Here is a 13,845-nt window from a genome sequence, read left to right as displayed (position 1 = left end):
ACGTAGTGGTTCAGCTCCTGGGTCTACGCGATTTACGGCTCGAACTTGTAGCCCAGGCCGCGCACCGTCACCAGATACCTCGGCGCACCCGGGTCCGGCTCGATCTTGGCGCGGAGGCGCTTGACGTGGACGTCGAGGGTCTTGGTGTCGCCCACGTAGTCCGCGCCCCAGACGCGGTCGATCAGCTGCATACGGGTCAGTACGCGGCCCGCGTTGCGCAGGAGCATTTCCAGCAGGTCGAACTCCTTGAGGGGCAGATCGACCTTGCCGCCGGAGACGGTGACGACGTGGCGGTCCACGTCCATCCGGACCGGGCCGGCCTCCAGGGCCGCCGGGGTGACCTCCTCCGGCTCGCCGCGGCGGCGCAGCACCGCGCGGATGCGGGCCACCAGCTCCCGCGAGGAGAAGGGCTTGGTCACATAGTCGTCGGCCCCTATCTCCAGGCCGACGACCTTGTCGATCTCACTGTCCTTGGCGGTCACCATGATCACCGGGACATTGGACTTGCCGCGCAGCTGGCGGCAGACCTCGGTGCCCGGCAGGCCGGGCAGCATCAGGTCGAGGAGGACGAGGTCGGCGCCGTTGCGTTCGAACTCGTCGAGCCCCGCGGGCCCGGTGGTCGCGATGGCGACCTCGAAGCCTTCCTTGCGGAGCATGTAGGACAGGGCGTCGCTGAAGGATTCCTCATCCTCGACGACGAGCACTCGGGTCACGGAAGGACCTCCGGGGCAGGAATCACGGTCGGGGGAGCCAGCCGAAGGCTGGGGTCTGCGGGGTAGGGGCCGTGGTCTTCCTCGGCCGGGCGGCCGGCTGCGGCAGCCGGTGCGGTGGAGACGGAGGTGTCCGGGGCGTCCCGCGCACGCTTCTGCTTGCCGCCGCCCGCTTCGGGCAGCCGCAGGGTGAACGTCGAGCCCTGTCCCTCCGAACTCCATACGGTGACCTCCCCGCCGTGCGAGGCGGCCACATGCTTGACGATGGCGAGGCCGAGCCCCGTACCACCGGTGGCCCGGGAGCGGGCCGGGTCTACGCGGTAGAACCGCTCGAAGACCCGTTCACGGTCCTTCTCGGAGATGCCTATGCCCTGGTCGGTCACGGCTATCTCGATCAGGTTTCCCCCGGACGCGGACACGCGGTGTACGGCGATGCCGACGCGGGTCCGGGCCGGTGAGTAGTTGACGGCGTTCTCCACGAGATTGCCGAGGGCTCCGGCGAGCTGGCTGCGGTTCCCCCAAACGCGCAGGCCGGGCGTGCCTCCGGAGGCCATGTTGATCTGTTTGGTGGACGCGGGCTGCCGGCAGCGGTCCATGGCCTCGGCGATCAGCTCGTCCACGCGCACGGATTCGGAGTCCTCCAGCGGGTCGTCGTTCTGCACCCGGGAGAGGTCGATCAGCTCCTGCACGAGGTTGGTGAGCCGCGTCGCCTCGATCTGCATCCGGCCGGCGAAGCGGGTGACCGCCTCGGGGTCGTCCGAGGCGTCCATGACGGCCTCGGAGAGCAGGGAGAGCGCCCCGGTGGGGGTCTTCAGCTCATGGCTGACATTCGCCACGAAATCCCGCCGTACCGCTTCGATACGGCGGGCCTCCGTGAGGTCCTCCACCAGGAGCAGCACGAGGCGGGAGCCGAGCGGCGCGACCCGGGCGGACACGGCGAGGGCCTCGCCCCGGCCCGTACCGCGCCGGGGCAGGTCCAGCTCCACCTGCCGTATCTCGCCGTCCCTGCGGGTGTCGCGGGCCATGTGGAGCATCGGCTCCACGGCCAGCTTCCCGCCCCGGACCAGCCCCAGCGCGTACGCGGCGGAGCTGGCCTTGACCACGGAGTCGCTCTCGTCGAGGACGACCGCGGAGGAGCGGAGCACGGACAGGACCGTGTCGACGCCCGGGGGCAGCACGGCGTCCGTGTTCAGCGAGGTGCGGGTGGGCCTGGCCTGGTCGCGTTCGCTCCAGCGAAACGCCAGCATGGCGATCACGCCGGTGCACACCCCGGCGATCGCTGCCAATGCGGCGACTGCCGCGTTCACGTCCATGCGTCCAGGTTATGCGCGCCCACTGACACTCTCCCAGCCATCAAGGGTCCTCCTCGGCCACTCGTCGCCCAGAGTTCACCGAGGAGCAAGAGCCGGTTCACTTGGGGTGGAGGGTCCGGACTTGTCCCGGGCCCACCGTGACATCGTGGGGCCCCAGCGGTCTCACCGCTGGTCTCCGTACCGGCACCACCACCGGCCTTACCCACCGGTCTCACCGCCGGCCTTCCTTACGGCAGGAACGTACAAGAGAGGGACAAACCCCATGCGGGACGCGTACCACGAGGAACTGGACTCGATAGGCGAGGACCTGGTCGAGATGGCCCGGCTGGTCGGTTCCGCCATCGGCCGCGCCACCACGGCCATGCTCGACGCGGATCTGAGGCTCGCCGAGAGCGTGATCGCCGGTGACCAGAAGGTCGACGACCTCCAGCACGACCTGGAGGCCAGGGCGATCGCCCTGCTGGCACGGCAGCAGCCCGTGGCGACGGATCTGCGGATCGTGGTCACGTCGCTGCGGATGAGCGCCGACCTGGAGCGCGCGGGCGACCTGGCCCAGCACGTCGCCAAGCAGGCCAGGCTCCGCTTCCCGCAGTCGCCCGTGCCGCACGACCTGCACACGACGCTGCTGGAGATGGGGCAGCTGGCGCAGCGCCTGATGGCGAAGGCCGCCGAGGTCATCATCACCAAGGACGTCGAGCTGGCGCTCCAGCTGGAGCAGGACGACGACGAGATGGACCTGCTGCACCGCACGCTGTTCCAGCACCTGATGGACGACCGCTGGAAGCACGGCATCGAGACGGCGGTGGATGTGACGCTGCTGGGCCGCTACTACGAGCGGTTCGCGGACCACGCGGTGTCGGTCGCCAAGCGTGTCGTCTACCTGGTGACGGGCGAGCACGCGGACGAGATCCAGCAGGCGGAGACGCCGGTCGAGGGCGCGTAACGGGCGGACCGCCCGGCTGTGGGGCACGGGCCGCTCCGGCGCGTGCCCCACGTCCGTAGCGGCGGGCGAGCGCGTCGGGGGCGAGCGCGCCGGGGCGCGTACGCCGGGTGCATACGGCGGCGCCTGCCCGGATGCGCCCTTGATGCGCCCGGCCCCATGGGCGTGCAATGGGATATGGCGACATCCGTGCGCGCCTTTTGAGGAGGCTCATTCCATGGCCGATTCCCCCATAACCCAGCCCCCGCAGGACACCCCCGGCTCAGCGCCCCGCTCGATCGTGCACCTGCCCGTCCTCGGCGCCTGCGGCTGCGGCTCGGGCTGCGGCTGCGGCTGCCAGTCGGGCGGCTCCTGCCAGTGCGGCGGCGGCTGCGGCTAGCAGCCGTACCACCGCCGGAACTACACCTGAAGCACCGTACGCAGACGCAAACGCCAACGCACAAGGCCGCCGCCCCCGGAACAGGAACGTTCCGGCGGACGGCGGCCTTCGCCGCTGCTGACTGCTTCTCTCGCGGCTTCTCGTCCTGCTTCTTGCCGCTACTTCTTGCCGCTACTTCTTGCCCTGGTTCTTGACGGCCTCGATGGCGGCGGCCGCCGCGTCGGCGTCCAGGTAGGTGCCGCCCGGGGTGACCGGGTGGAAGTCTGCGTCCAGCTCGTACACGAGGGGGATGCCGGTCGGGATGTTCAGGCCCGCGATGTCCGCGTCGGAGATGCCGTCGAGGTGCTTGACCAGCGCGCGCAGGCTGTTGCCGTGGGCGGCGATCAGGACCGTACGGCCGGCGAGCAGGTCCGGGACGATCGAGTCGTACCAGTACGGCAGCATCCGGTCGACGACGTCCTTGAGGCACTCCGTCCGGGGGCGGATGTCGCTCGGGATCGCGGCGTAGCGCGGGTCGTCGCTCTGCGAGAACTCGGTGCCGTCCTCCAGCGCGGGCGGCGGGGTGTCGTACGAGCGGCGCCAGAGCATGAACTGCTCCTCGCCGAACTCGGCGAGCGTCTGCGCCTTGTCCTTGCCCTGGAGGGCGCCGTAGTGGCGCTCGTTCAGGCGCCAGGAGCGCTGGACGGGGATCCAGTGCCGGTCGGCGGACTCCAGCGCGAGCTGCGCGGTGCGGATGGCGCGCTTCTGGAGGGAGGTGTGCAGGACATCGGGGAGCAGGCCGGCGTCCTTGAGCAGCTCACCGCCGCGCACCGCCTCCTTCTCTCCCTTGTCGGTGAGATTGACGTCCACCCAGCCGGTGAACAGGTTCTTCGCGTTCCATTCGCTCTCGCCGTGGCGGAGGAGGATCAGCTTGTACGGTGCGTCGGCCATGGGTCCGAGCCTAATGGAACGCCTTGGGCTGCCTGCGGGCCCGGTCCCTTTGTCCGGTTGTCGGCTTGTCCGGCTGCTGGCGGGCGCGGGCGACGGGCGCGGTTGACGGGCGGCGTCAATTGAGTGGCGGCGGGCGGGCGCGCCTTCGTAAGTTTCGAGCAGTCGTTCGATCGCTCCAGGGGGAAACCGCATGCCCGTCGCCAAGACCGTCCTGAGCGCGCGGCGCGCGGTGCGGGAGAGCGTGTCCGGGCTGCCCCGGGCGTTCTGGTGGCTCTGGGCGAGCACGCTGGTCAACCGGCTGGGCGGGTTCGTCGCCACGTTCATGGCGCTCTACCTCACGCTGGACCGGGGCTACTCCGCCTCGTACGCCGGGCTGGTGGCCTCGCTGCACGGGCTCGGCGGGGTGGTCTCGTCGCTCGGCGCGGGGGTGCTGACCGACCGGCTCGGGCGGCGGCCGACGCTGCTGATCGCGCAGTCGTCCACGGCGGTGTCGGTCGCGCTGCTGGGCTTCATGCGGGAGCCGCTGTCGATCGCGGCGGTGGCGTTCCTGGTGGGGATGGCCTCCAACGCGTCGCGCCCGGCCGTACAGGCGATGATGGCGGACATCGTCCAGCCGGAGGACCGGGTGCGGGCCTTCGCGCTGAACTACTGGGCGATCAACCTGGGCTTCGCGATCTCGTCGGCGGGCGCGGGCTTTCTCGCGCAGTACAGCTATCTCGCGGGCTTCCTCGGCGAGGCCGTGATGACGATGGCCTGCGCGGTCCTGGTCTTCCTGAAGCTGCCGGAGTCCCGTCCTGAGCGGGCGCCGTCGGTGGGGTCCGTATCGATATCGTCCGCGCCGGCGGTCGGGCTGGGGACGGTGGTGCGCGACGGGCGGTTCATGAGCGTCGTCGGGCTGTCCTTCGTCGTCTCGCTGATCTTCCAGCAGGGGTACGTGGGGCTGCCGGTGGCGATGGGGGCGGACGGCTTCGACAGCGCCGACTTCGGTACGGCCATCGCGGTGAACGGCGTACTGATCGTGGTGATGCAGATCCCGGTGACCCGCCTCATCCAGCACCGCGACCCGCGCCGGCTGCTGATCGTCTCGTCGGTCCTCGCGGGATACGGCTTCGGCCTGACCGCTTTCGCCGGTTCGATCGGCGTCTACATCCTCACCGTCTGCGTCTGGACCCTGGCCGAGATCGTCAACGCCCCGACCCAGACCAGCCTGGTCGTCCGGCTCTCCCCGGTCCACGGCAGGGGCCGTTACCAGGGCATGTACACGATGTCCTGGTCGGTGGCGGCCCTGGTCGCCCCGCTGCTGTCGGGCTTCGTCATCGACCACTGGGGCGCACGGTGGCTGTGGGGCGCGTGCGCGGTCCTGGGGACGGTGGCGGGCGCGGGGTACTGGCTGCTGATGCGGGGGCTGCCGGCGGAGGATCCCGTACGGGCGGAGGCGGAGCCGGTGGACAATCCGGTGCCGGAGGCGGCGGACGCTCCGGTGCCGGAGGCGGCGGCGCGGGAGGCCGCGACGGCGGTACGGGGAGCGGAAGCGCCGGCGCGTGAGGCCGGGGCGGCGGCCGCCGAGGCGACGCCGTAACCACTCGTGCGGGACCGCACACGCCTGCCCGCGTTCCTCGGCACTCAGCAGCGCTCCGGCTCCACCGGGAGCCACAGTTGGGCGCGGTGGCGAACGGGCCCTGGGCCATGGCGGCCACCCAGTGGACGGGCCGCGTCCACGTCGCCGGATCGAAGCTGTCGCGGAGGAAACGGAGGAAACGGGATACAAGGTGGTGTCATTCGTGCCCCCATCGTGCGGCGGCACCGGCGGTAAGCCGCCGCTACCCCGCCGGCCTGGTCAGATGCGCGAACGCGTCCAGGTTCCGGGTGGACTCGCCGCGCGAGACGCGCCACGCGTACTCCTTGCGGATCGCGCTCGCGAACCCCAGTTCCAGCAGCGTGTTGAAGGCGCCGTCCGCCGCTTCGAGCACCGAGCCCAGCAGCCGGTCGATCTCGTCGCCGGTGACCGCCGTCAGCGGGAGCTTGCCGGTGAGGTAGATGTCGCCGAGCGGGTCGACCGCGTAACTCACGCCGTACAGCTTGAGGTTGCGCTCCAGCAGCCAGCGGTGCACGCCGTCGGCGTTCTCGTCGGGGTGGCGGATCACGAAGGCGTTGAGGGAGAGCGCGTGGCGGCCGACGCGCAGGGAGCAGGTGGTGGAGAGCTTGCGGATGCCGGGGAGGGTGACGACGTAGGTGCCGGGGGCGGGGCTCTCCCATGCCAGTTCGGCCGACTTCAGCGCTTCTTCCACGGCGGCTCGGGCGGTCCGTTCCATGTGCCCTGTCTGTGTCTTCGCATCGGCCATACCCGGAGCGTACGACGTCAGCGCGCCGTACGGCCCCGGCGCCGGTGGTCGTGCATCGCCTCCGTGTAGACGTCCGCCGTCGCGCTCGCCGCCGTATCCCAGCCGAAGCCGCGCGCGTGGTGCGAGGCCGCCTCGCCCATGCGGTCGACCAGCTCGGGGTGGTCGAGGAAGTTACGCAGCGCCCGCGCGTACGCCGCCGGCTCGTGGCCCGGTACGAGAAAACCGGTCACCCCGTCCCGTACCGCCACCGGCAGCCCGCCCACGGACGCCGCGACCACCGGGGTGCCCGCCGCCTGGGCCTCGATCGCGACCAGGCCGAAGGACTCGCTGTACGAGGGCATGACCAGCACGGACGCCGCCCGGAACCAGTCCGCCAGCTGCTCCTGCCCGACGGGCGGCCGGAACCGTACGACATCCGCGATGCCGAGCCGCGCCGCCAGCTTCTGGAGCACCTCCGGCTTGGCCAGCCCGCTGCCGCTCGGGCCGCCGACGACGGGCACCACGAGTTTGGTACGGAGCGACGGGTCCTGGTCGAGCAGTACGGCCACGGCGCGCAGCAGGATGTCGGGCGCCTTGAGCGGCTGGATCCGGCCGGCGAAGAGCGGAATGAAGGCGTCCGGGGGCAGGCCCAGCCGGGCGCGGGCGGCGGCGCGGCCGTCGGCGGGACAGAAACACTCCAGGTTGACGCCGGGGTGGACGACGGCGACCTTCGCCGGTTCGGCCTCGTAGAAGCGGACGAGGTCGGCGGCCTCCTCGGCCGTGTTCGCGATCAGCCGGTCGGCGGCGCGCACGATCTGGGTCTCGCCGATGACCCGCGCTGCGGGCTCGGGGCGGTCGCCGTCGGCGAGCGCGGCGTTCTTGACCTTGGCCATCGTGTGCATCGCGTGGACGAGGGGGACGCCCCAGCGCTCGGAGGCGAGCCAGCCGACATGCCCGGAGAGCCAGTAGTGGGAGTGGACCAGGTCGTAGTAGCCGGGGCGCTGGCCGGCCCACGCCTGCATCACACCGTGGGTGAAGGCGCAGAGCTGCGCGGGCAGCTCCTCCTTGTCGAGGCCCTCGTACGGTCCCGCGTCGACGTGCCGGACGAGGACGCCGGGGGCCAGCTGCACGGTGGGGGCGAGCCCGCCGGTGGTGGCGCGGGTGAAGATCTCGACCTCGATGTCAAGGGCGGCGAGACGTTTCGCCAGCTCGACGATGTAGACGTTCATACCGCCCGCGTCGCCCGTCCCCGGCTGGTGCAGCGGGGAGGTGTGGACGCTGAGCACGGCGATCCGGCGGGGTCTGCGGTGCTGGCCCGGCAGCCGGAGCCGGGGCGGGCCGACGAACGTACCGGCGATACGGGACACGTACTGGCTCATGTCCAACCGTCCTGGCGCTCGGGGTGTGGGGGGGCTCGGGTCTCGCGGGGGCTGTGTAACGTCCGAAGGGCGTGAACAGCGGAGCGGGCTCCTTTCATTTCCGCTTTACCAAAACGTTACTCTTGGTGGTTCCGCCGTCACGGGTACGGACGGGGTAGGGACGAGCAGGCGACGGGTACGGACGGGCAGGCGACGGACCGGCGGACAGGGGCGGGCCTCCCCGCCCGCGTCGTTAGGCTCGTCTCCATGGTGTCCCCGTCCCGCTCCCCCCGCTCGTCCCGCCCGACCGGCCGGGCCGCCGCCGGCCGGGCCGCCGGACCGGTCGGCACCGTGACGCGTGGCACCACCCACCAGAACCGGCTGCGCCGCATGGACCGCTGGATCGCCGCCACCCACGGCCCGGCCCTGCGCCGGGCGGCCGACCCCGTGGTGGTCGACCTCGGGTACGGGGCCGCCCCCTGGACCGCCGTCGAACTGCTGCGGCGGCTGCGGGCGGCGGAGCCGCGTACGGAGGTCGTCGGCATCGAGATCGACCCGGCGCGGGTCGCCGCAGCGCTCCCGTACGAGACGGACGGACTTCGTTTCCGGCACGGCGGCTTCGAGATCCCGCTGGACGAGAACGAGGGCGAGGGATCCCGAAGGGCGGTGGGAGCGGCAGACGGCGCCGTGCCCCGCCGGCCCGTCCTCATCCGCGCCGCCAACGTCCTGCGCCAGTACGACGAGGCCGAGGTCGCCGAGGTCTGGGCCCGCCTCCGCGCGCGCCTCGCGCCGGGCGGGCTGCTGGTGGAGGGTACGTGCGACGAGATCGGCCGGCGCCATGTGTGGGTGGCGCTCGGCCCGGAGGGGCCGCGTACGGTCACCTTCGCGACCCGGCTCGGCTCCCTCGACCGCCCCTCCGACCTGGCGGAACGGCTGCCCAAGGCCCTGATCCACCGCAATGTGCCGGGCGAACCGGTCCACGCGTTCCTGCGCGACTTCGACCGCGCGTGGGCCGCGGCGTCCCCGTACGCCTCGCTGGGCGCGCGGCAGCGCTGGATCGCGGCCGTACGGGAGTTGTCGGCCGACTGGCCGCTGGCCGACGACCCGCGTCGGTGGCGGCAGGGCGAAGTGACGGTGGAGTGGACGGCGTTGGCGCCGCGTTCATGACGCGTACACCGCATGTACGGCGCACCACACAGGTCCCTCATGCATCGTGTGTGGCGCGTGCCACATGGACATCACAGGCGATGTGGGGGAACCCGTGAGCTTCCTTCCTCCTCTGTCTCTTTGACCGTGAACATGGCACTATCGCCACGGGAGAACGAGCTGCTGACGACCGGTCGGACGGCCTGCCGGGCGATTCACCTGGCTTCGGAGGGGGAGTTCGTGAACCGACGCCGCTGTGCTGCCGCAGCGACCACCTTGGTGTGCGCGCTGGCTGTACTCGCCTCGCCGGACCTGCTGAACCGGGCGTATGCCGCGCCCGTACCCCCACCGGCCGCCTCGCCGTCGGCCTCCCCTTCCGCCGTGGCCCCGCCGCCGGTCGAACTCCCGCCGGGGACAACGGCGTCGGACATCGCGAACGCGGGCGCGGGCTCGGGTTCCGGTGCGGACTCCGCCGACAGCGCGCGGTCCCTGGAGAAGGTACGGCTGGAGATCGCCCGGCTCTACCGCAAGGCGGCGTCCGCCACCGACGCGTACAACCTCGCCGACGAGCAGGTCAAGCAGCAGGCGTCCGAAGTGGCCGATCTCGCTGGGGACATCGTCCGGGGCCAGCAGCGTATCGAGGCCCTCAAGGCCCAGGCGGGCGCCGCCGCCCGCGCCCAGTACCGAGGCGCCGGTCTGCCGCCGGAGGCCCGGCTGCTCCTCGCCGGCGACCCGCAGCTCTTCCTGGACGGTGTCGGCCGGATCAAGCAGGGCCAGAAGGCCACCAGCGACCTCCTCGTCGAACTGACCCGGGAACAGGAGGACTTGAAGACGTACGCGGCCGACTCCCACACGCACTGGGACCGGCTCAAGAAGACCCGGGACAGGAAGGAAAAGGCGGAGAAGGAGATCAAGAAGCAGATCTCCGCCGCCAAGAAGCTCGAAAAGAGCCTCGCCAAGAAGGACCGTGAGCGGCTCGCGGCGCTGGACCGCGCGGAAGCGGCGCGGGCGCAGACGGCGTGGCTCGGGTCGGAATCCACCTTCCGGGCCCGGGGTATCGGCCTGGGCGCGACCGCGCAGGGCGCGAAGGCCGTCGAGTTCGCCACCGCGCAGATCGGCAAGCCGTATGTGTGGGGCGGGGCGGGCCCGTCCTCGTACGACTGCTCGGGGCTGACCTCGCAGGCGTGGCTGGCGGCGGGCCGGCCCATCCCCCGGACCTCGCAGGAGCAGTGGCGGCAGCTGCCGAAGGTCGCCGTGGCGGACATGCGGCCCGGCGACCTGATCATCTACTTCGCGGACGCCAGCCATGTGGCCATGTACGTGGGCGACGGGCGGATGGTGCACGCGCCCCGGCCCGGACGGGACATCACGCTGGCGGGCGCGGGGTCGATGCGCATACTTGGCGTGGTGCGCCCGGACGCGTAGAACGCGGGTCGTTCGTTGGCCGCGCGTACAAAGGAGCCTCCGGCTGACAGTGGCCCTTCCGGCTCACCGAGGCGCCACTTGGGCGACCCCGCACGTGATGTTTGTCATGGGCCCCGGTGGCCGAATAGCGCCGGATGCGTTACGGGATACGGCATATGACGGTGGCGTCCGCTCCCCGTCCCATTCCGCTGGGGGCGCGGCTAGCGCTATGGTCCCGATCTGGTGGGGCGTCGACCGTCGCCCGCGCCATGCCCTCGGGGGGTGGGAAGGAAACCCAGACCGATGCCCGCATCCGTACCCGTACCGCGGCAGCGCACAGGGCCGGCGCCGGAGGCCGAGCGCGGCCCGGCGGCGGACTCCGCCGTGGGCGGCCCCGGGGACGCCTCCGCCGAGGATCCCGAGGGCGAGCCCGCGGGCGACTCCGAGGGCGTCGACTCCCACGGCACCTCCCGGGGCGCCTCGCACGGCACAGGCTCCGTCGGCGGCGACCTCACACTCCTCGTCATCGCGGACGACCCGGCGGGCGACCTCACCACCGCACCGGACGACCTGGCCCAGCAGGACGGCTCCGGTACGACGACCGGCACCCGCCTCCGTATCCGTACCGCCCGCAACCTCACCGAGGCCGAGCGGCTGCTCACCGACGACATCCACTGCATCCTGGTGGACCTCGCGCTCCCGGCCGTCAGCGGCATGGACGCGGCCGACGAACTGGCGCCGCTGAAGCACGTACTGCGGCTGGCACCCCGGCACGCCGTACTCGCGCTGGCGGCCGAGGGCGATGTCGAGCGCGCGGCGGCGGCCGTACGGGCCGGGGCGCAGGACTACCTCTTCCGCGACGAACTGGACGGACGGCTGCTGAGCCGCGCCATCCGGTACGCCGTCGAGCGCAAGCGCGCGGACATCGCGCAGCGCCAGCTGACCGAGTCGCGGCTGCGCGCGCAGGAGAACGCCCGGCTGGAGCGCGGCCTGCTGCCCACTCCCCTACTACAGGGCTCCGACCTGCGCTTCTCCTCGCACTACCGGCCGGGGCGGTCCCGGGCGCTGCTGGGCGGGGACTTCTACGACACGGTCCGTACGCCGGACGGTACGGTCCACGCGATGATCGGCGACGTCTGCGGCCACGGCCCGGACGAGGCGGCGCTCGGTGTGGAGCTGCGGATCGCCTGGCGGGCGCTGACGCTGGCGGGGCTCTGCGGCGACCGGCTCCTCGCGACGCTCCAGCAGGTGCTGGAGCACGAGCGGGAGAGCGAGGAGATCTTCGCGACGCTCTGCACGGTCGACATCGCGCCCGACGGCCGGCGGGCCGGCCTCTGTCTGGCGGGCCATCCGTCGCCGCTGATCACCCGGGAGGGCCGGGCGGGCGAGCTGCTCCCGTACGAGGACGGCGGCCCGGCGCTGGGACTGCTGCCGGGGGCGCGCTGGCCGCGCAGGCAGGTGGAGCTGGGCGGTTCGTGGAGCCTGATGATGTACACCGACGGCCTGATAGAGGGCAGGGTCGGGCCGGGCACCACCCAGCGGCTGGGCCAGGAGGGCATGGTCGAGATGGTCAACGGCCACCTGGCCGACGGGCTGAGCGGCGATGACCTGCTGGAGGCGGCGGTGGCGCGGGCGCGGGAGCTGAACGGCGGGGAGCTGACGGACGACGTGGCGGTACTGCTCCTGGGGCGCGACGCGCCGTAAGGCTTACGTGGGGACGGGCAGGCCGCCGCCGTAAAGGGAGGTGGTCAGCGCCCTCCGTTGTAGGGCCCGTACGGACCGTCGCTGCTGGAACCGCCACTGCGGCGTCCGCCACCGCCGCCGCCGGAGACCGCCTTGAGGGCGGGCCGTACGTCGACCATGAAGACGATGGTGGCGACGAGCCCGGCGATCCGCAGGAACATCATTCCCGGGATGAGCAGGTCCACGACGACCGTGAGACCGAGAATGATCAGCCAGAACATCTTCGTCTGCTTGTCGGCCGCCCGGTACGCGTCCTCCCGGGCCGTCGCGGCGAAGAAGAGCGCGACGATGGCGAGAACGACCATGGCCAGGCTGAGCAGAGCGAGGATGGAGCCGAACCCCGACATCAACATGCTGAGCGCCTCCTAGACAGACAATCGGGACCGAACAGCCAAGGTACCTGGACAACGGGCCGGACACCGTGGAGGTGCCCGGCCCGGAAAAGATGTAGGGGCCGACCGCTACTCGGCGGGCTCGGCCGGGGCGGCCTTCTTCGTGGCGGCCTTGCGCGGGCCGGTCTTCTTGGCGGCGGCGGGCTTAGCGGCAGGACCGGACTCGGCAGCGGGCTCGACCACGGGCTCCACCACGGACACGGGTTCCGTCACGGACACGGGCTCCGTCACGGGCTCGACGGCGACGGGGATCTCGGTGATCTCCTCGTCCGCGCCGTCCCGCCAGGACCGTACGGTCTGCTCGCCACGCTCCGCGACCCGCTCATACGTCTCGCGCGCCCTGACGGCGTACTCGGCGGCCACGCCCACGCCCCGCAGCGCCAGGTCCTGCGCGGTCTCGCCGAGCTTCTTCAGGTCGGTGTCGAGAACCCCGATCACCTCGGTGACCTTGGCCTGCACGGTCGCCTGGGCTTCCTTCGCCTGCACGCTGACCCGGTCCTGAACGGCCTTCGGGTCGGAGTTCCGTACCGCCTCGAACCGCCCCGGCGCCTCGGCCCGCAACTGGTCGATCAGTCCGGGCACCTTCTTCGCCTGCTCCACGGCCAGCTCGGCCGTACCGGCGGCGAAGTAGAGGGGCTTGGGGTCGGTGAGGGTCTTGCGCAGCTCATCGGTGATGGCCATGACTGTGTCCTCCCGGATCACTGTGAGGGTGGTGGTGTGTCAGAAGATTCAACGCCCGGCGCGCCGGGGCCCTTGGGCACGTCCGTGCCCGCGTCCGCATCCAGGCCGGCGTCCATGGCGTTCTCCTTGCGGAACGAGTCGTAGATCTGTAGCAGCACCTGCTTCTGCCGCTCGTTGATCGAGGGATCCGCCAGAATGACCGCACGCGTCTCCAGCTCCTCCCTCTCCCGCTCGTCGAGCATCCCGGCCTGCACATACAGGGTCTCGGCGGAGATCCGCAACGCCTTCGCCAGCTGCTGAAGAATGTCCGCACTGGGCTTCCGCAGCCCGCGCTCGATCTGGCTCAGATACGGATTCGACACGCCGGCGGCCTCAGCGAGCTGCCGCAGCGAAAGCTGCGCATGACGCCGCTGCTCGCGCAGATACTCACCGAGATTGCCGACGTTGAGTGATGCCATGCCGCCATCCTGCGACCCCTTGCTAACTTTTGCAAGCACCCGCTTGCAAAAGTGTTCCACGCCACCCGCC

14 protein-coding genes are annotated in these 13,845 nt (G+C 71.5%); 6 read left to right on the top strand and 8 right to left on the bottom strand.

Features of this window, described 5'->3' with window-relative positions:
• Positions 1 to 32: 32 nt before the first annotated feature.
• Positions 33 to 713 (bottom strand): response regulator transcription factor, encoded by a 681-nt coding sequence (locus DVK44_RS18780; RefSeq protein WP_030353388.1) that lies wholly within the window; start codon positions 711 to 713, stop codon positions 33 to 35.
• Positions 710 to 2,023 carry a sensor histidine kinase gene (locus DVK44_RS18775; protein ID WP_228447246.1) on the bottom strand — a complete coding sequence of 438 codons (1,314 nt, stop codon included), beginning with the start codon at positions 2,021 to 2,023 and terminating at the stop codon, positions 710 to 712. Before DVK44_RS18775 ends, DVK44_RS18780 begins: the two co-directional genes overlap by 4 nt.
• A 262-nt stretch (positions 2,024 to 2,285) precedes the next feature.
• Here DVK44_RS18775 and phoU point away from each other — a divergent pair, with 262 nt between their 5' ends.
• Positions 2,286 to 2,966: a phosphate signaling complex protein PhoU gene (gene phoU, locus DVK44_RS18770; protein WP_114660691.1), complete on the top strand. Its 681-nt coding sequence runs from the start codon at positions 2,286 to 2,288 to the stop codon at positions 2,964 to 2,966.
• A gap of 214 nt (positions 2,967 to 3,180) precedes the next feature.
• Positions 3,181 to 3,342, top strand: coding sequence for a hypothetical protein (locus DVK44_RS36775; RefSeq protein WP_181957485.1), 162 nt, complete (start codon positions 3,181 to 3,183; stop codon positions 3,340 to 3,342).
• Between the two features lie 171 nt (positions 3,343 to 3,513).
• Here the strand turns inward: DVK44_RS36775 and DVK44_RS18765 are convergent, their stop codons facing one another.
• Entirely contained in the window at positions 3,514 to 4,272 is a 759-nt protein-coding gene (locus DVK44_RS18765) for a phosphoglyceromutase (protein ID WP_114660690.1), read from the bottom strand.
• Positions 4,273 to 4,462: 190 nt separating this feature from the next.
• Between DVK44_RS18765 and DVK44_RS18760 the strand changes: the two genes are divergently transcribed.
• Complete coding sequence (locus DVK44_RS18760; protein ID WP_114660689.1) at positions 4,463 to 5,851, top strand: MDR family MFS transporter; 1,389 nt, start codon at positions 4,463 to 4,465, stop codon at positions 5,849 to 5,851.
• Between the two features lie 241 nt (positions 5,852 to 6,092).
• On the opposite strand, the gene DVK44_RS18755 is transcribed toward DVK44_RS18760, so the two are convergent.
• Together DVK44_RS18755 and mshA are read right to left on the bottom strand one after the other, a co-directional pair.
• Positions 6,093 to 6,614 (bottom strand): type III secretion system chaperone family protein, encoded by a 522-nt coding sequence (locus tag DVK44_RS18755; protein ID WP_181957484.1) that lies wholly within the window; start codon positions 6,612 to 6,614, stop codon positions 6,093 to 6,095.
• Positions 6,615 to 6,631: 17 nt separating this feature from the next.
• Entirely contained in the window at positions 6,632 to 7,972 is a 1,341-nt protein-coding gene (mshA, locus tag DVK44_RS18750) for a D-inositol-3-phosphate glycosyltransferase (protein ID WP_114660687.1), read from the bottom strand.
• A 369-nt stretch (positions 7,973 to 8,341) separates the two neighbouring features.
• Between mshA and DVK44_RS18745 the strand changes: the two genes are divergently transcribed.
• The 3 genes from DVK44_RS18745 to DVK44_RS18735 all read left to right on the top strand — a co-directional run bounded on the left by DVK44_RS18745 (position 8,342) and on the right by DVK44_RS18735 (position 12,205).
• Complete coding sequence (locus tag DVK44_RS18745) at positions 8,342 to 9,118, top strand: class I SAM-dependent methyltransferase (protein WP_228447641.1); 777 nt, start codon at positions 8,342 to 8,344, stop codon at positions 9,116 to 9,118.
• Positions 9,119 to 9,337: 219 nt separating this feature from the next.
• On the top strand, positions 9,338 to 10,522 hold the full coding sequence (locus DVK44_RS18740) for a C40 family peptidase (RefSeq protein WP_114660686.1): 1,185 nt from the start codon (positions 9,338 to 9,340) through the stop codon (positions 10,520 to 10,522).
• 282 nt (positions 10,523 to 10,804) lie between these two features.
• Positions 10,805 to 12,205, top strand: coding sequence for a PP2C family protein-serine/threonine phosphatase (locus DVK44_RS18735; protein WP_114660685.1), 1,401 nt, complete (start codon positions 10,805 to 10,807; stop codon positions 12,203 to 12,205).
• A 44-nt stretch (positions 12,206 to 12,249) separates the two neighbouring features.
• Here DVK44_RS18735 and DVK44_RS18730 read toward each other — a convergent pair whose 3' ends face one another.
• From DVK44_RS18730 to DVK44_RS18720, 3 genes are all read right to left on the bottom strand, one after another.
• Entirely contained in the window at positions 12,250 to 12,597 is a 348-nt protein-coding gene (locus DVK44_RS18730) for a DUF2516 family protein (protein ID WP_114660684.1), read from the bottom strand.
• A 108-nt stretch (positions 12,598 to 12,705) separates the two neighbouring features.
• Positions 12,706 to 13,317 (bottom strand): hypothetical protein, encoded by a 612-nt coding sequence (locus tag DVK44_RS18725; RefSeq protein ID WP_114660683.1) that lies wholly within the window; start codon positions 13,315 to 13,317, stop codon positions 12,706 to 12,708.
• 17 nt (positions 13,318 to 13,334) lie between these two features.
• Positions 13,335 to 13,775 carry a helix-turn-helix domain-containing protein gene (locus tag DVK44_RS18720; RefSeq protein ID WP_114660682.1) on the bottom strand — a complete coding sequence of 147 codons (441 nt, stop codon included), beginning with the start codon at positions 13,773 to 13,775 and terminating at the stop codon, positions 13,335 to 13,337.
• Positions 13,776 to 13,845 lie beyond the last annotated feature (70 nt).

This window comes from Streptomyces paludis, from assembly GCF_003344965.1.
GTDB lineage: Bacteria > Actinomycetota > Actinomycetes > Streptomycetales > Streptomycetaceae > Streptomyces > Streptomyces paludis.
This window is presented reverse-complemented; position numbering and strand designations above follow the sequence as displayed.